The sequence below is a fragment of the Achromobacter sp. RTa genome (assembly GCF_000757485.1).
In the GTDB taxonomy this organism is placed as follows: domain Bacteria; phylum Pseudomonadota; class Gammaproteobacteria; order Burkholderiales; family Burkholderiaceae_B; genus Achromobacter.
Genome location: NZ_JPYO01000042.1, coordinates 588,778 through 606,509 on the forward strand (window position 1 = coordinate 588,778; position 17,732 = coordinate 606,509).

The following is a 17,732-nucleotide window of genomic DNA, read 5'->3' on the forward strand; positions in this document are numbered from 1 at the left end:
GGAGATCCGGGCTTTCCGCCCCAATCTGATCTGCTTTTTTCTCGGCCATCTGAATCTGTACTGATATCGGTGAAAACCCTAAGGTCATGGCGTAGGACAAACCAGTCAGGAATACCGCCATGGATAGCGACGCGCTATTGCTTGCCCGAATACAGTTCGGCTTCACCATCTCGTTTCACATCATCTTCCCCGCCATCACGATCGGACTGGCGAGTTACCTAGCCGTGCTGGAAGGCCTGTGGCTGCGCACGCGCAACACCGTCTACCGCGACCTCTACCATTTCTGGACCAAGATCTTCGCCGTCAACTTCGGCATGGGCGTCGTGTCCGGCCTGGTAATGGCCTACCAGTTCGGCACCAACTGGAGCTTCTTTTCCGATTTCGCGGGCAGCGTGACCGGCCCGCTGCTGGCCTATGAAGTGCTGACCGCCTTCTTCCTGGAGGCCGGCTTCCTGGGCGTGATGCTGTTCGGCTGGTCGCGCGTGGGGCCGGGCCTGCACTTCTTCTCGACCGTCATGGTCGCGCTGGGCACGCTGGTGTCGGCGACCTGGATCCTGGCCTCCAACAGCTGGATGCAGACGCCTGCCGGCTACGAAATCCTGGACGGCCGGGTCGTGCCCACCGACTGGCTGGCGGTGATCTTCAACCCCTCGTTCCCATACCGCCTCGCGCACATGGGCATCGCCGCCTTCCTGGCCACCGCCCTGATGGTGGGCGCGTCGGGCGCCTGGCACCTGCTGCGCGGCGACCGCAGCCCGGCAGTGAAGAAGATGTTCGCTATGGCAATGGGCATGCTGCTGCTTGTCGCGCCGCTGCAAGCGGTGGTGGGCGACTTCCATGGACTGAACACGCTGAAGCACCAGCCGGCCAAGATCGCCGCCATCGAGGGGCATTGGGAAAACGAGCCCGGGGCTGGCGTGCCGCTGACGCTATTCGGCATACCCGATATGGAACGCGAAGAAACCCGCTACGCGCTGAACGTTCCGCGCCTGGGCAGCCTGATCCTCACGCACAGCTGGGACGGCCAGTTCCCCGGGCTCAAGTCCTATCCGCCGGAAGACCGCCCCAACGCGACGGCCGTGTTCTGGTCGTTCCGCGTCATGGCCGGGCTGGGCATACTGATGATCGCCCTGGCCGCCTGGGCGCTGTGGGCCCGCTGGCGCGGCCGGCTGTACGAGGCGCGCTGGCTGCATCGCTACGCCCTGTGGATGGGGCCTTCCGGCCTGATCGCCATCCTGGCGGGCTGGTACGTCACGGAGATCGGGCGCCAGCCATGGGTGGTGTATGGCGTGATGCGCACTGCCGACGCGGCCACGCCCCACGGCCTGGGCGAGCTGACGCTGACCCTGGCGCTTTTCGTGGCGGTGTACCTGCTGGTGTTCGGCGCGGGCGTGTCCTACATGCTGCGGCTGATCCGCATGGGGCCCAGCCCCGCCCCCGGCCATTCGCCGCTGTCGGGCGGGCCGGGACAACCGCGCCAGCCGTCCCGGCCGCTGTCGGCCGCCTCCACCCTGGCGGGCATCGGGCCCGCGCAACGCAAGCATTCTGGAGTCTGACGCCATGGGCATCGACCTTGCACTGGCATGGGCCGTCATCATCCTCTTCGGCGTCATGATGTACGTGATCATGGACGGCTTCGATCTGGGCATCGGCATTCTTTTTCCGCTGATCTCCAACCGCGCGGAACGCGACGTGATGGTCAACACGGTGGCCCCCGTGTGGGACGGCAACGAAACCTGGCTGGTGCTGGGCGGGGCCGGCCTGATGGCGGCCTTTCCGCTGGCCTACTCCGTGATCCTGCATGCGCTGCATCTGCCGCTCGTCTTCATGCTGCTGGGCCTGATCTTCCGCGGCGTGGCGTTCGAATTCCGCTTCAAGGCGGACGAGCGCCATCGCCCCATGTGGGACCGCGCCTTCGTCGCCGGTTCCATCTGCGCCACCTTCTTCCAGGGCGTCACGCTGGGCGCGTATATCGAAGGCATCCCGGTGGTGGACCGCGCCTACCACGGCGGCCCCTGGGACTGGATCAGCCCCTTCTCCCTGTTCACCGGCGCCGGGCTGCTCGTGGCCTACGCCCTGCTGGGCTGCACCTGGCTCATCATGAAGACCGAAGGGCGCCTGCACCGCCAGATGTGCGCCATCGCGCGTCCGCTCACGCTGGCGCTGCTGGCGGTGATCGCCGCGCTCAGCCTCTGGACGCCGTTGGCACAGCCGCAGATCGCGCAGCGCTGGTTCAGCCTGCCCAATATGTTCTGGTTCCTTCCCGTGCCCGTGCTGGTGGCGGCCGCCGGCTTCGACCTGATCCGCCGCGTGCGCGGCATGCCGGGCGCCGGCCCCTTCGTCCTGTCGCTGGCCCTGGTGTTCCTGGGCTACAGCGGGCTGGGAATCAGCATCTGGCCCGCGATCATTCCGCCCGACGTGTCCATCTGGACCGCATCTGCGCCGCCGCAAAGCCAGGGCTTCGCGCTGGTGGGCGCCCTGGCGATCATCCCGGTCATTCTCATGTACACCGCCTGGTCATACTACGTGTTCCGGGGCAAGGTGCGCACCGGCGAGGAGTTCCACTGATGAACGGTTCCGCTTCCCCCCTGCCCACGTGGCGCAGCCGCCTGCTCTGGCTGGCGATAATCTGGGCATGCAGCGTGGCGGCGCTGGGCGCGGCCGCCTATGCGCTGCGCCTGGTCATGAGATCCATCGGCATGTCCACCTGAACCGCCCACGCGAACGGACCCTTCCCATGAAGCGTTATGAACGGCTGACAGAAGAAATCACCGCCTCGATCCGCTCGGGCCTGCTGCAGGCGGGCGACCGCCTGCCCTCGGTCCGGCAGACCAGCGCCAGCCGCGGCGTGAGCCCGTCGACGGTATTCAAGGCCTACTACCTGCTGGAAGCGCGCGGGCTGATCCGCGCCCGCGACCGCTCCGGCTACTACGTGCTGCGCGCGCCGCATGCCTCCTTGCCGGAGCCGGACGGCCTATCGAACGCCAGCGCCGGCCGCCATCCGGTGGACGTCAGCGACAACGTGCTGCAAGTGCTCAACGCCACCTTGCGGCGCGACATGCTGCCGTTCGGATCCGCATTTCCCAGCCCCTCGCTGCTGCCTTACGGCCGGCTGGCGAAGTTCATGGCGGCCACGGTCCAGCGCCTGGATCCGTGGGGCTCGATCGACGACCTGAGCCCGGGCGACGCGGCGCTGCGCCGCGCCATCGCGCTGCGCTACCTGGCCGATGGCCTGTCCGTGCCGGTGGACGACATCATCATCACCAACGGCGCGCTGGACGCGCTGAATCTCAGCCTGGCGGCCGTGACCCAGCCGGGCGACGCGGTGATCGTGGAGTCCCCCACGTTCTACGCGGCCCTGCAATCGCTCGAGCGCAATCGCCTGCACGCCATCGAAGTGGCCACGCACCCGCGCGAAGGCATGGACCTGCAGGCGCTGGAGGAGGCCATCCTGCGGCATAGGCCGAAAGCCTGCTGGCTCATGACCACGTTCCAGAACCCCTTGGGCAGCTTGATGCCGGACGACAAGAAGGAAGCCCTCGTGCGGCTCCTGGCCCGGCATGCCGTGGCGCTGATCGAGGACGACGTCTACGGCGAGCTGTATTTCGGCGAAAACCGGCCCCGCCCCGCCAAGGCCTTCGACCGCGAAGGCATCGTGATGCACTGCTCCTCGTTCTCCAAGACCCTGGCGCCCGGGTACCGCGTGGGCTGGGTGGCGGCGGGCCGCTACACGCGCCAGATCATGCGCAACAAGCTCACCACCAGCCTGGCCACCGCCGCGCCCACCCAGGCGGCCATCGCGGCTTATCTGGAAAAAGGCGGCTTCGACCGGCACCTGCGCCAGTTCCGCCAGGCCCTGGCCCTGCAGCAGGGAGAGCTGCTCCAGGCCGTCGCCCGCTACTTCCCGAAGGGCACGCGGGCCACCCGGCCGATGGGAGGGTATTTCGTATGGGTGGAACTGCCCGCGCACATCGACACGCTGAAGGTGCACCGCGCCGCGCTCGGACATGGCATCAGCATCGCGCCGGGCCCGCTGTTTTCGGCCTCGGGAGCATTCGGCAATTTCCTGCGCCTGAACTGCGGACATCCCTGGAGCCCGGACATGGAGCAGGGCATGGCGACGCTGGGCAAGCTGCTGGCCGGCGGCTGAGCCGCGGGCCGCGCTCAGCGTTGCCTCGCGGCCTTCAGCTCGCGGCGCAGGGATTCCGCGTCCGGCCTCAGGGGCAGCGCCAGCCGGCCCTGGCGGTCGATTGCGCCCCAGTCGCCGCCCACCACCATCGAATGCTCGCCTTCCGGCACGATGACGCAGCGGGTGCAGACGGCCGCCAGGCCGCCGCTGAAGGGTTCTGCCCAGGCATAGGACGTGGCCAGCACAAGGTTCAATTGCCTGTCGTAGTACGCCATGCCTTCCGGACGGCGTCCGCGCGCAAGGCCTTCCTCGAATTCGTCCGGGCTGTTGTCGTACGTCAGGACGGACACCGAGCGGCCGTCACGCCGCACCCAGCGCCAACCGCTGGGAAGGCCCGCGGGCGCCAGTCCGTCGTCGCCGAACTGCATCCGGTTCAGGTATTCGGGATTGAAGACGATGGCGCCGCCCTCTTCACGGGCGCAATGCTCCACGCGCTCGAACACGCCTTCGCCGGTCTTGTCCGAGTAGAAGCACCATAGATCGAAGGCGGAGGCGTTGCCTGTCGCCAGGGCCAGCGTCGTGAGAAGGGCGGAGATCAGCATGCGCCCATTCTAAGACAGACCGGCGCCCGCCTCTCAGTTCGCCGTAGCGCCCGAATCCTTCACGGCCTTGGCCCAGGCCGCGATTTCGTTCTGGATGAAGGAACCGAAGGCGGCTGTGTTCAAGCTGGATGCCTGCGCGCCCTCCTCCATCAGCCGCTGCTTGACGGCCGGGGCGGCCAGCGCGCCGCTGAAGGCGTCGTTCAGCCGGGCGACGACCGCGTCGGGCGTGCCCGCGGGCGCCACGATGCCGTGCCACGACACCGCCTGGAAGCCCGGCAGCCCCGATTCCGCCATGGTGGGGATGTCGGGCATGGCCGGCGAACGCTGCGGCGAGGTCACCGCCAGCGCGCGCAGCGTGCCTGCCTTGACGTGAGGCAGCACGCCGGGAATGGTGGTGAACATGAAATCGATCTGGCCGCCGATCAGGTCGGTGATGGCCGGGCTGCCGCCCTTGTACGGCACGTGCGTGAATTCCAGCTTGGCCGCGCTCTTGAACATCTCGCCGGCCAGATGGCCGGGCGTGCCCGCGCCCGCCGAGCCCATATTGGTCCGGTCGCCCTGGGATCGTATGTATCCGATCAGCTCCTGCACGTTCCCGGCCTGCACCTGCTTGCCGATCACCAGCACGTTGGGTACGGTGGCCAACAGCGTGACGGGGGTGAAGTCCTTCACCGCATCGTACGAAATGCGCGAGTACAGGGAGGGGTTGATACCGTGGGTGCTGGCGGTGGCCAGCAGCAGCGTGTAGCCGTCGGGCGCGGACGTCGCCACCTGCTTGGCCGCAATGGTGCCGTTCGCGCCGCCCTTGTTGTCGATGACGATGGTCTGGCCGAGGGTCTTGGCGGCCTCGGCGGCGACGGTGCGCGCCAGGATGTCCGAGGTGCCGCCGGCCGAGTGCGGCACGACCAGCGTAATGGGCTTCGCGGGAAAGGATTGCGCCTGGGCGGCCGGCAGCGCCGGCAGCAGACAGGCGGCCAGCGCGGCGCGCGCCAGCAAGGGAGTGCGGAACATTGAAGTCTCCAGGTTTGTTGTCGCTTGCGGCGCCGTGCATGGCGGCGCCCGCTTCAGGCCGGCAAGCGGCCGTTCAATCCGAGCCCAGTTGCAGCTTGTTGGGCTGGCGTTTCTCGATGGACCACTTCAGCAGCGCGGCGGAGCGATAGATGCCGTGGGCGAACTTGCCGTAGGGCAAGGTCAGGAACAGCGCCATCACCACGCCCAGGTGAATCGCCAGCAGCAGCGCCATCGCGCCGCCGTCGCGGCCGGCCAGCAGCGCCAGGCCGGTGGCGCTGGTCAGGAACAGCAGCGCGATGAAGCCCCGGTCCATCGGCTTCTGCGCGGCATCGCCCTGCAGCGGGTGGCGCTTTACGTTCAGCCACAGCAGCCCGGCCGGGCCGATCAGCAGCCCGATGCCGCCCGCTGTGCCCAGCAGCACCGGCGCGCTGAGGAAGGGATACGGCGCCTGCTGTCCCAGCAGGTAGTGGTACAGCGTGGCCACGCTGGTGGCCGCGAAGCACAGCATGAAGCCGTAGAAGGTGAAGTGGTGGAAGCGCCGACGCCAGAGCGTGAACGCGTCGTCCGCGTTATTGCAGCCCTTGCCGTGCCCGCCATCCAGATAGCGCAGGCGCAGCGCGTCGTGCGCGGCCTCGACCACCGCCGCGCCGGACGCCGCCCCCGGGCTGACGTTGCGCCAGAAGCGCGCCACGCCGACGCCCAAGGCCAGCACGGCAAAGCCGAACACCACGCCGAACATCAGCGCCAGCGTGTTGTGCGGGAACACGGCGTAGAAGTTGCCGCCCATCGGCTCGTGGAACAGCCCGCCCGCCATCACCACCGCCAGGACCAGGAACAGCGCCAGTCCGGCCGCGGTGGCCAGGGACAGGGCCAGGCCATTGCGCTTGTACAGCGAACCCAGGGCGGCGGGCCAGGCGTAGTCGGTATAGGTCTGTACCCGCACACGGGCCATGGCCTGCGGCACGTTCACCGCGAACTCGTGCGGCGGCGCGTACTGGCAGGCATGCAGACAGGCGCCGCAGTTGTGGCAGAGGTTGGCCAGGTAATTGATGTCGGCCTTGCCGAATTCCAGCCGCCGGGTCATGGCGGGGAAGACCGCGCAGAACCCTTCGCAGTACCGGCAGGCATTGCAGATCTGCATGACGCGCGCGACTTCGGATTCGTCGTCCGTCAAGGCGCCAGCTTGCGGCTTGGCGTTCCTGCCGTGCCATTGGATGGTCTGCTCGGCCATGGCCGGCTTCGATTCGGAAAAGGACTGCGCCTCGCGGGCCAGGGCTTCAAGCTGCTTCATGGAATGCTCCCGCGGAGTGCTGGCGGCGCGCGGCGGCAGCCGCCCGGGTGCCGGCGATGCGGCCGAAGGCCGTGCCGATGGACATACCCACCCCGGCCGTATAGCCCTTGCCCAGCACGTTGCCGGCCATCATTTCGCCGGCGACGAACAGGTTGTCGCTGGGCACGTCGTTGAAACGGACCGCGGCGGTATCGTCCACTTTCAGGCCCAGATAGGTAAAGGTGATGCCGGGCCGCAAGGCGTAGCCGTAGAAAGGCGCGGTGTCGATTGGGCGCGCCCAGTGCGTCTTCGCGGGCGTCAGCCCTTCGGTATGGCAATCGTCCAGCGCGGTGTGGTCGAATTTGCCCACGCGGCAGGAGGCGTTGTATTGCTGGATGGTCCGCTCGAAAACCGCCGGATCCAGGCCCAGCTTCTCTGCCAGTTCCGGCAGGGTATCGGCCTTCACGCCCGGGAACACCGGCGGCATGAAGCGGCCGACCGCCTTGGCATCGATGATGGAATAGGCGATCTGCCCCGGCTGCATGGCGGTCAGGCGCCCCCAGATGGCGTAGCGCTTGGGCCAGAAATCCTCGCCCTCGTCGTAGAAGCGCTGGGCGTCCCGATTGACCACCACGCCCAGAGACACGCAATCGATGCGCGTGCAGATGCCGCCGTCGTACAGCGGAGCACGGGCGTCGATGGCCACGCAGTGGGATTGGGACGGGTCGCCGATGCCGTCCGCGCCGGCGTCGAGCATGAACTTCAGAAGCACGCCCATGTTGAAGCGCGTGCCCCGGATCAGGAAGTTGTCGGCCGGCCATTCGCCGCGCTCGTTCTGGCCCCAGGCCTCTCTCAGCCATTCACGGTTGGACTCGAAGCCCCCCGCGGCCAGCACACAGGCGCGCGCCTCGATACGCTCGCCGCCGATGCGGGCCGCCACGAAGCGCCCGCCGTCCAGCTCCAGCGAATCGACCGGGGCGTTGTAGCGGACCTGCACGCCCAGCGCCTCGGCGCTGCGGTAATAGGCATTGACCAGCGCCTTGCCTCCCCCCATGAAGAAGGCGTTGGTGCGGGCCACGTGCAATGCGCCGGACAGCGGCGGCTGGAAATTCACGCCGTGTCGGCGCATCCAGTCCCTACAGGTCGAGGATTCGCGAATGACCAGGCGCGCCAGGGGCTCGTTGGTCAGCCCGCCCGTCACCTTCAGCAGGTCCTGCCAGTATTCCTCTTCGGGGTAGGCGTCGACCAGCACGTCCTGCGGCGCGTCGTGCATGCAGCGCAGATTGCGCGTGTGCTGAGAATTTCCGCCGCGCCATTCGCGCGGCGCCGCTTCCAGCAGCAGCACGCTGGCGCCGGCTTCGCGCGCCATCAAAGCCGCGCAAAGCGCCGCGTTGCCCCCACCTATCACCAAGACGTCGACCATGCCATTGTTCCCAATTCAAGGAACCGACTGTATCGGGTGGGCCGTCTTCCCGATATCAGCCAGGCGTCAACAGGTCTTCATGAATCGTGAAGGGTCACGACCGCCCACTTGCCGTCCCGCACCAGCGCGCGCGAGACCTCGGCCAGCACCAGGCGGGCCGCCAGCGCGGCGGGCGACAGCTCGTCCTCCGACAGGCTGGCCAGCAGATTGGTGCGGAACAGGTGCGCATCGTCGATGCGAGCCATATGCAACTGGCCGGGCGCGATGCGCGCCATGGCGGAACTGGGCTGGATGGTGGCCACCTGCCCCGACTGCACCACGTCCATCAGCACCGGCAGGCCGTCCACCTCCACGGCCACCAGGGGCGTCCGCCCCGACTGCAGGAAGGCGTTGTTCAGCAGCGCCCGCAGGCCGTGGCGACCGCTGGGCAGCACCAGCGGCAGATGCGCGATGGCGTCGATATGTGTCGTTTCGCCCGCGGGCAGGCCGGGCATGTCCGGACGGGCCAGCAGGAACAGCGGTTCGTCCAGCAGCGGCATGACACTCCAGCGGCGCGCGGATTCCGCTTGGAATACGATCGCCAGGTCCAGCTGGCGGCCGTTGAGCATGTCGCTGAGGTGCCCGGACAGCGCCTCCACCAAGTGCAGGCGGATGTCCGGATAGCGTTCGTTCATGGCCTGCACGAACGGCGCCCCCAGGATCGCGGCCGTGGTGGACGGCAGGCCCACGCTGACGTGCCCGGCCAGGCGCGCCTGCTGCGCCGCCTGCACGGCGTCGTCGGCGTGACGCAGCGCCAATTGCGCCTGCCGGAAGAACGCCAGGCCCGCATCCGTCGGCACCACGCCGCTGGCGCTGCGCTGCAGGAGCCGAGTGGAGAGTTCGCCCTCCAGCCGGCTGATCTGCTGGCTGAGCGCGGAGGTCACCATGCCGATGGACTGCGCCGCGCGGCCGATGCTGCCCGCCTCGACGACGCGGACGAAGTAACGGAGTTGGCGGAGTTCCATGCAGAGGGCCTGTCCAGGCGGGCTGGCGTCCGGCCTAGCCCGGAATCGCCAGGCCCTTCACCACGGCCGGCCGGGCGACGAAGGCGTCCAGCGCCCGGGCGACGTTCTTGAACCGCGGGAATTCCACTAGCTCTCCCGCGCCATAAAAGCCCACCAGGTTGCGTACCCAGGGCAGGATGGCGATGTCGGCGATGGTGTATTGGTCGCCCATCACCCAGTCGCGTCCCTCCAGCCGCTGGTCCAGCACGCCCAGGAGGCGCTTGGATTCGTCCACGTAGCGGTCGCGCGGGCGCTTGTCCTCGTAATCCTTGCCGGCAAACTTATGGAAGAAGCCGAGTTGGCCGAACATCGGACCGATGCCGCCCATCTGGAACATCACCCATTGCAGCGTTTCGTACCGGCCGGCCGCGTCCGCCGGGATGAACTGCCCCGACTTGCTGGCCAGGTAGACCAGGATGGCGCCGGACTCGAACAGGCCCAGCGGCTTGCCGTCGGGCCCGTTGGGGTCCAGGATGGCCGGAATCTTGTTGTTGGGGCTGAGCGACAGGAATTCCGGCGAGAACTGGTCCTTGGAATCGAAGCTGACGCGGTGCGCCTCGTACGGCAGGCCGGTCTCTTCCAGCATGATGGATGCCTTCACGCCGTTGGGCGTGGGCAGCGAATACAGCTGGATGCGGTCGGGGTGCCGGGCGGGCCATTTCTTGGTGATGGCGAAGGAACTGAGGTCGGCCATGCGGAATTCTCCGAGGGAGGCGGGGGAAGTGGCGGTAATCCTAGCGCAAAACCCCGTCCGCAGGCGACCGGGAAGCGGGCTTCTGGCGCAGGTCCTCGGGGTTCATGGAGGCGTCGCGGACCTGCCTGTCGCCGATCCGGCCCAATACGAAGTCACGCGTACGGCGAGACCGCTTCAGGTCTCCGATATGCCCGCGCAACCGTCTGAAGGGGAGTTTCCATCATCAGGACCTGACCTCGCACAACCCCATGACCGGCGCTTGTTCCGCGCCTGCTACTTCCAGCTTTGCCGCTGTTGATGCCGTTCGGCCGCACGCTGGTACTTGGCGTCGTCCTGGGCGAACTCGCCCATGAACGTCGGCTCCGGCAGGCGGTACGGATCGTCGGGTTCAATGGCGCAGCTCGCCTCCACTTCCGGCGGCCAGACCGGCTTGCGGCAGCTCTTGAACGTCAGCCAACGACTCAATGTAAGCAGGCCGTAGATCGGGAACAGCAGGAATCTGAACTTGTACAGGTCGGTGCCCAACGCATGGCAAACCCACATGTAGCAGTTGAGCCACGACCCCTGCGGCGACAGGGTGATGACGCGATCCTGAGGATGGTCGAAGGCATTCTCCGGCCCGTCTTCCATATATCGGCGGATAAGCTCCCACTCTCCGCGCACGCGGTTTTCGTGCCACCAGTAATGGCCCACGGTAAATGTCTGCGTCACCTGATCGTCTTTTAGGACATGGCAACGCAGATCGCGAAGCTCCCTGTTCTGGCTACCGCGCCCAATGTGAAAAAAAACGGAGGCGTCGCCCCAAGGAACGGTAACCGTGCCGCCAGCCCCTTCATGCACGAAAAAATGCACCTGCCGTGTCTTGCGGTTAAAGCGCACCGGATAGTACGTATAGGCGAACAGGTCGTTGCGCAGATGGATACGCCAGAAAAAATATGCAAGCCCGGAAGTCAGGACGGTGAGGAAGGCCGTTGCCAGAACATACTCATTGAGGGTGTAGCCCCCCGCGGCATATCGTCCGTAGGACACAATGGCGAGGATCGCATTGAACAGCACGAAGCCGATAGCCGCCACACCAGACACCAACGTGGCAGCCATGCCCTTGACCTTGAACGTGCGGTTCACGAACTCCAGGAACGTCGAATTGAATCGAATCATTCCCAGCTCGTCGTCAGGCACGACCGGCTGAGCGGCCTTGTACGCCAGGTGCTGTTGCCGTTCTTCTGGCTCCAATGGGCGATTGAGCCTGAACGTCGGATACCACCCCGTCAGCATGTCAGCTTGCCTTTCCAATTGAGCTCATGGCCTCTCCCTGCGTTTCCAGATTCGGAAATACACCGGAACCATTGAGGCCGAAGTGCATCGCCTTATTGAGCCAGCGTTCGACTTCATCCGGCTTGAACCAACCGACCACGACCGTAACGATGGCAACCACGATCAGCATCGCAATGGCTACAGGTGCAGCCCAGCCAAACAGCAGCATGATCGCGGCGGCTACGCTCACCAGGCCGGCCCCGATCATTCCATAGCCGTAGATGATACTGACCTCTTTGTCTTCCAGACCATCTCCGATCATTATCACCCCGGCGACGAACGCAGCCGCCCCCGATATCCAGCGTCCGCCCGCAGCCCATGCTGCGGCGCGGGTTTCCGCCCCGAACATCAGCCGGCCCATAGGCTTGGCCAACTTTGTGGACAACCAGGGCAGTTGCCGCCCAAGCGCACCGATCGTCTCAATGGTGCCGCCGAACAGCGCCGCCACCCCCGCCGCGAGATTCCATGCCTTCAGCGCCCGCGCGCCGGGCGTCGCCTTCACATATTCGCCACACAGGCTCTTCAAGCTCGCCGCAGCGAAGATCATTCCCACTACGCCAGTCCCGAACTCCAGATGGTTCAATTTTCCCACGCTCTGGTACATCAACCGGTCAAACTCATGGGAGCTCAATGCGCGGGTAATTGCCTCATTTCGTACCCCTCTGAACATCGGGTCGTTGATGTTCAACGCCTTCACCAAGCCCAATTCCTCTGTATCGGCCAATACCACCATATTGAAGGCGAACCCCTTGGCAGGGGTGCCGCCCCGGCGAAGCGCCTCGCGCGCAGGGCTACGCGCTCCTTCCGGCGGCCAGATGCCCGCCTTCGCAGCAACCGCCGCCGCGACCGCTCGGGTGGCCGCCTTGGGCGTAGCGTAGGCGCGCAGGTCCACGACCTGCAAATTCGGACTGTCCGCCTTCACCAGGGCCGACAGCAGACTCATCTGCATCTTGTGGGACAACAGCATCGTACTCTTGGCCCCCAGAAGGTCGGCCGCCTTGCCCACCAATCCGGCCACTGGCGCCGCCATCTTTTCCATGAATTTGGCCAAGCCCGCAAATGCCCCCACCAGCTTTCCGCTGGCCCCGTTCTCGAGGGCCTTGCTGAACGCGGTGTACAGCGTGCTGGATACGCCAAGCCAATCCGGCGCGCTGCCATCCATCTTCGCGGCCGCGTTCTTCCATTGCGCCACCGCCTCATCCAGGTTCCAGGCGAAGGCCCGCATGATGATGGACTTCTCGTCCGCAGGGTCGTCGTTCATCAGGCACTTGGTCACGTAGTCGAATACCTGCGTGCGCGCCAGTGATTCCCCCAGGATTGCAGCCACAGCCTCCTGGTATTGGATCCCGTCGCCCGCGTTCTTGGGATCGAAATTGCAGATCATGTGCTGCTTGAATTCTGGCGCCTCCAGCCATGCCACGTAAGCCACGTCCAGCGGCCTGATGGCCTGCTTCCCGATTACCTCCAGTTCCTGGGGATAGGTCGTGGAAAGATACTGCTCATACTCGCACTTGCCGCCGCTTGCGCGCTTCAATTGCTTTTCGTATTTTTCCCACGCTTCGGCCCCCAACCGCAGCACTTCCGCCTCGTCCTCCACCTGGAACCAGGCGTCGTCCCACTCTTCCACTGGCCGGATGAACTGCTGAGTGTGCGCACGGCCGAACAGGTTCTGTATGACCGAACTCTGGATCATTGCCCGTTCCTTGCGCGCGAACTCCTCGCTGAGCACCGCGCCATTTGCCACGGCCTCGCGCAATGCCGTGATGGATACAGCCGTCGTGTGCTTTTCCTTGCGATCAGGCTCCTCCGCCCAGGTCAACAATTGGCCCAGCACGAGCTGGTTCAGGTCTGCCGCCATTCCGATCGGATCGTCCAGGGCCACCATGGCCGGCGCGACCCTCACCATGTCTTCGGGCGTGGTCTGCCCCGCCGCGGAACGCACCGCCACCCGCAACGCGTCCACCTGCGCCTTGTTGAAGCCCACCAGGCTCGTCAGGCTGTGCTCGAACGGCTGGTTCCCGGGATAGACGTTCACCGTCGCCATCGTGGGCGGTTCGCCGCCGATGCCCGGAACGGAATAACCGGCGGCCAGATGAAGGTCGGCAACTTGCTCCAGCCCCTGGTAAAGCCCGCAAAGATGATTCTGTGCCTGGTTCGAGTTGTTCGCCCAGGCCGCCAGGTCGATCTGGCGCATGTGTCTGGCGCGAAACTCCGGCGACTTGTGTTTTTCCCAGGTCTCCGCAGTCCACGCCACCGCCGAATACGCCATCCAGAACTCGCCGAGCTGCTCCGGAAACTGGCCGTCCGGCACGATGATGAATCGGCCGGTCTGCTCCCGCTGCATGCGCGCGCAGGGCTCGGCGTTCGCCAGCATCGGCGGCGCGCCATGCATGTCGTAGGCCACCAGATGAGCATCGTCGCTCACCACATAGCCCGTCCATTCGTCGCGCTTGGCATGATAGGTGTACAGATAACCCGCGCGCAGCATCCGCAACGTGTAATGCGCCCGTTCCGCCGGCAATGGGATGCTCGCCGCCGAGAAGCCTTCCGGCAGTTCGGGCGCGGCCGCGGCGGGATTCACTTCGTCCGCGCGGGCCACGTTGTAGCGCACGGGCAATAGGGGAAGCCCCCGCTGGTCGCAGATGGGGCATTTCTTAGAGGGATCGCAGGCCACCGCCCTTCTCCTGGTCGCCTTGCGGCGCTCGCGCAGCGTCGGACTCGCCCGCACGCTGCCATTGATTCAAGTCCAGCCCGGCGCAGGCGCCCACATAGCTCAGCCCGCCCGCAGCGGCCGCGCGCAGGCGGCTGCCCAGTTCGGGATGCTGATGGATGCCGTCGCCAAAGCGCAATGCCTGCTCGACGAACAACAGGCAATCCGGCTCGTATTCCAAGCCCCAGACCTCATAGGCCAACGCCAGGAGGCGCAGCACCTCCTGAGGCGGAATATCCCGTCCCGGCAATCGCCGCGCCAGCTGGGACAGCGCGCGGTTCATCACGCCGACCCGCGTGAGACCGACCCACTGCGCTTCGTCCAGGCGCAGCCAGGTCCGCCTGGCGGGACCGCTGCGTTCGTGCCGATGCCACTGACCCGGCGGAGCCTGCCACGACCAGGCATCGATCGGCCCCATCAGATCGTTCAATTGCACGTCGTCCAGCAACCATGGCAAGTGGCGGAACACGGACGGGTCATACCAGCGAAACAACGCCTGACTGCCGTCAGGGCTGTTCATCAGCAACTGCGCACTCAGATGCTTGGCGATGCGCCCCCCTTCTGCCGGGGATGCCAGCAATGCGCTGAAGAAGACCCGGCCAGGGTTGACCTCCTGCCAATCCTGCGCAAGCGCCAGCGCGTCGATCCGCTCCCGAGGCTCCATCGATCGCAGATTCAGCAGACATGGCAGCAAATGCGGCTTGTCGCTCAATGCCTTGGGCACCACGGGCAACACCTGCCAATGCGCATAAGCCGATGCTTCGACCTGCACGGGGTTGATCAACGCATAATCGTGGGAAAGAAAAAACCGATGATCCATTGCGTGCGCGCCCTCAACCCACGGGAACAATGGCGTCGCCATCGGCGTTGCTCATCTTGAAGTCGCACAGTTTCAGGTCGCCCTTGGGCAGCGGCGCAACGGTGTCGGCCATTTCCGGCCCCACCCAGCTGTGCAAGCCGGCCTTCAATTCCACCTTGCCCGGCGCGTGCAACTGGATGCCGCCGCCTTCGACGCGCAGATAGGCGCCGCCTGCCGTCGCCAGCAGGCGTTGCTTGGCCTCGACCATCACGCTGGCGTCGGCCGAAGCCACGGTCACGGCCTTCTCGGCCGAAAGCGTCATCTTGGCATCCTGGCTGTGCAGCCGCAGCTTCCCGCCCGCCGCGTGCAGGCGCAGGCCCTGGCCCTTGACCGCGCGGCTGCCCGACGGCGCCAGCCCGAGCGTGAACAGCACCGCGCCGCCGGCCACACCGAGCGCAACGTTGGCGCTGCTGGCCCAGTTCACGTCGGGGGCCACCTGCGCGAATGTGTTGCCCGCCACGAGGAACGCATCCGCGGCCGTGTACTGGCCGATCCCGCTCGGCGCGCTGACCTGCATGTGAGGTTCGCTGTACGCCGCCACCTGCACGCCGGGCGCTTCGCCGCCCGGCCCCTCCTGCGTCGCTTCCACCACGTCCAGGATGTGCTTGAGCGCTTCCTGCGCCGGCAAGGTTTCGGGATCGCCGTCCAGCACCGCTTTTTGCTTGACCGCGGTGTCCGCCAGGTCCTGGGCGGACTCCATGGCGCTTTCGATCTGCTTGGCGGCCTCCGCGCTGTCCAGCAGCGCGCCGTCGGCATTTTCGCGCAGATCGGCGCTGATCAGCAGCCCCGATCCCGCGCGCACCGCCACCGCTTCCTTGGTGGACAGTTCCGCGCCATGACCCAGGTCGTCCAGCCGCTCGTTGTCGCGCTGCTGCTTGATGTGCCCCAGGTTCAAACGCGCGTCCGCCTGCGTGGTGGACGCCGTCAGCCGGGATTGTCCAGGGGTGTCGTCCTGCACCAGCTGGTTGTAGCCGCCGGTGCCCGCGCCGCTGCTCGACAGCGCCTGCGTCTTGAAGCCGGACATCACGACGTTGTGCGCATGGCCTTCGTTGCCGCCCGCGAACCACGCCGGCGCGTTGCCGGTCGCGTTGGCGCCTCCAGCCTGCACCTGGTTGTGCGAGGCGTCCTCGGCCCCTTCGCCGTTGTAGAGCGCGCCCACCACGACAGGCCGGTCGATGTCGCCGTGCAGGAATTCGACCAGCACCTCCTGGCCCAGGCGCGGCACGAAATGGCCGCCCCAGTCGCCCCCGGCGACAGGCTCCGCCACCCGGACCCAGGTGCCCAGCTCGTCCTTGGCCGGCGCATTCTCGTCGCCCGACGGATGCGTGAGACGGCTGCTGGAAGCCTTGCCGCGCTGCCAGTGGAATTGCACCTTGATGCGATGGTCGCGATCCGTATGCACCGGATCCTCGGCCCCCACGACCAGCGCGGTCTGCGCGCCGAAGACAGTGGGACGCGGATGCAGCCGGGCGCCGTGGCCGTCTTGCGTCGCCGGGCGGAATTCGGTGTCGACGCCTATGCAGGTGAAGGCGTTCGCGTAGAAGTCCGCATCGGCCTGCCCGCCCGCGCCGCTTTGCGCCTCGCTCACCGCCCGGCCCAGGTCGGCATCGAAGTTGTTACGCGCCTGGTGCGTCATCGCGATCACGACGTAGGCGGACGGCCCGCCCTGCTGAAAGTGGCCGGTCAGCTCGAAGCGCTGCCCCGGCGCCAGCGTGCGCACGGTGCCCGCCCCTTCGTAGCTCTCCTGGCGCACGCGGATGGCGGCCAGCGCGTTGTGCGCCAGGCGTTCGCCTTGCGCGCCGTCCTCGTAGGCGTACTGCCCGGGGTAATCGTTGCTGGCCAGTTCCAGGGCCTGTCCTGCGGCGCCTGCCGCCTGCGCGGCGACCGGCCGCGCCTGGGCGCTGCGATAGTCCCAGCTGGCCATGCGCACGGCATTGGTCTGCCAGCGCTTGCGCTGGCTCCATTGCTGGATGCTGTCTTCGGTTTCCGTCACGTCCGCCCGCGCGAAACGCACGCTGGCCTGCGCGCCCGGCTTGAACGCGCCGTTATGGTCTGCTATGACCAGCGTGTGGCCGTCCGCCTCGTGCTCGACCCAGTAGAACAGTCCTTCTTCCGCGAGCAGGCGTTCGACGAAGACGTAATCGGTTTCGCGGTACTGGATGGTCAGGCTGCGCTTGGGGTAGCTCGACCTGTCCTTCACGTCCCAGCGCCACTGCGGCGCAAGCGTCCCCTGGCCCTTGTAGTCGCCGAAGATGCTTTCGACGATGTCGAACACTGTCTTGTCCTGGTAGGCAAAGCTGTCGCGCCGAGCGCGCAGAAAAGCCAGCCAGGGCTCCACCGTCAGGGCGTAGCGCGCCATGCCGCCGTTGGCGCCGCGGAACTCCGCCGCCGTCACATGGCCGTGCCAGATGCGCGGCTGCTCCCGGTCCAGCGCCGTCTGCAGCCGCAGGGCCACCGGCTGGCCCAACAGGGATTTCAAGGGAATGTGGGCATCATCGGACAAGGCCGTGATGTCCAGCCGGCAGGCGCCGCCGCTCAATTGCTCGCGCGCGGACAGGGTTTCCGCCACCATGCGGTTCTCTCCCAGCGGCGTGCTGAGGTTCAGAAGGCGGTTGGCCTGCTCGACGCCCGCGGTCGGCAGGCTGGAAAGTCCGAAGGAATCCTGGGGCATGGCGGC

Annotated in this window: 14 protein-coding genes; 4 read left to right on the plus strand and 10 right to left on the minus strand. The window is 66.6% G+C overall.

Annotated features, from left to right (window positions below):
• Positions 1-119 precede the first annotated feature (119 nt).
• From JL37_RS20335 to JL37_RS20345, 4 genes are read left to right on the plus strand one after another with little or no spacing between them, the layout of a single operon-like run.
• Positions 120-1,556: a cytochrome ubiquinol oxidase subunit I gene (locus tag JL37_RS20335; protein ID WP_043546348.1), complete on the plus strand. Its 1,437-nt coding sequence runs from the start codon at positions 120-122 to the stop codon at positions 1,554-1,556.
• Between the two features lie 4 nt (positions 1,557-1,560).
• A complete protein-coding gene (gene cydB / locus JL37_RS20340; protein ID WP_043546349.1) occupies positions 1,561-2,568 on the plus strand; it encodes a cytochrome d ubiquinol oxidase subunit II in 1,008 nt (335 codons plus the stop codon).
• Complete coding sequence (locus JL37_RS30180; protein ID WP_081955132.1) at positions 2,568-2,711, plus strand: DUF2474 family protein; 144 nt, start codon at positions 2,568-2,570, stop codon at positions 2,709-2,711. The genes cydB and JL37_RS30180 overlap by 1 nt, the downstream gene beginning before the upstream one ends.
• Positions 2,712-2,737: 26 nt before the next feature.
• On the plus strand, positions 2,738-4,150 hold the full coding sequence (locus tag JL37_RS20345; RefSeq protein ID WP_043546350.1) for a PLP-dependent aminotransferase family protein: 1,413 nt from the start codon (positions 2,738-2,740) through the stop codon (positions 4,148-4,150).
• Between the two features lie 14 nt (positions 4,151-4,164).
• On the opposite strand, the gene JL37_RS20350 is transcribed toward JL37_RS20345, so the two are convergent.
• The 10 genes from JL37_RS20350 to JL37_RS20395 form a co-directional block, all read right to left on the minus strand.
• Positions 4,165-4,731, minus strand: coding sequence for a WG repeat-containing protein (locus tag JL37_RS20350; RefSeq protein ID WP_043546351.1), 567 nt, complete (start codon positions 4,729-4,731; stop codon positions 4,165-4,167).
• Positions 4,732-4,764: 33 nt separating this feature from the next.
• Positions 4,765-5,742, minus strand: a complete 978-nt coding sequence (locus JL37_RS20355; RefSeq protein ID WP_043546352.1) for a tripartite tricarboxylate transporter substrate binding protein — start codon at positions 5,740-5,742, stop codon at positions 4,765-4,767.
• A 73-nt stretch (positions 5,743-5,815) separates the two neighbouring features.
• Entirely contained in the window at positions 5,816-7,033 is a 1,218-nt protein-coding gene (gene tcuB / locus JL37_RS20360; protein WP_043546354.1) for a tricarballylate utilization 4Fe-4S protein TcuB, read from the minus strand.
• Positions 7,020-8,435 (minus strand): FAD-dependent tricarballylate dehydrogenase TcuA, encoded by a 1,416-nt coding sequence (gene tcuA, locus JL37_RS20365; protein WP_043546355.1) that lies wholly within the window; start codon positions 8,433-8,435, stop codon positions 7,020-7,022. The genes tcuB and tcuA overlap by 14 nt, the downstream gene beginning before the upstream one ends.
• A gap of 77 nt (positions 8,436-8,512) precedes the next feature.
• The gene (locus JL37_RS20370) at positions 8,513-9,439 is read right to left on the minus strand and encodes a LysR family transcriptional regulator (protein ID WP_043546357.1); all 927 of its coding nucleotides are present in this window, start codon (positions 9,437-9,439) and stop codon (positions 8,513-8,515) included.
• Between the two features lie 34 nt (positions 9,440-9,473).
• The gene (locus JL37_RS20375; protein WP_043546358.1) at positions 9,474-10,172 is read right to left on the minus strand and encodes a glutathione S-transferase N-terminal domain-containing protein; all 699 of its coding nucleotides are present in this window, start codon (positions 10,170-10,172) and stop codon (positions 9,474-9,476) included.
• A gap of 273 nt (positions 10,173-10,445) precedes the next feature.
• A complete protein-coding gene (locus tag JL37_RS20380) occupies positions 10,446-11,447 on the minus strand; it encodes a DUF6708 domain-containing protein (RefSeq protein ID WP_052097440.1) in 1,002 nt (333 codons plus the stop codon).
• Position 11,448: 1 nt separating this feature from the next.
• Positions 11,449-14,160, minus strand: a complete 2,712-nt coding sequence (locus JL37_RS20385) for a T6SS effector BTH_I2691 family protein (RefSeq protein ID WP_156124350.1) — start codon at positions 14,158-14,160, stop codon at positions 11,449-11,451.
• Positions 14,141-15,058, minus strand: coding sequence for a DUF4123 domain-containing protein (locus JL37_RS20390; protein ID WP_081955133.1), 918 nt, complete (start codon positions 15,056-15,058; stop codon positions 14,141-14,143). Before JL37_RS20390 ends, JL37_RS20385 begins: the two co-directional genes overlap by 20 nt.
• Positions 15,030-17,726 carry a type VI secretion system Vgr family protein gene (locus JL37_RS20395; protein WP_043546364.1) on the minus strand — a complete coding sequence of 899 codons (2,697 nt, stop codon included), beginning with the start codon at positions 17,724-17,726 and terminating at the stop codon, positions 15,030-15,032. The genes JL37_RS20390 and JL37_RS20395 overlap by 29 nt, the downstream gene beginning before the upstream one ends.
• Positions 17,727-17,732 lie beyond the last annotated feature (6 nt).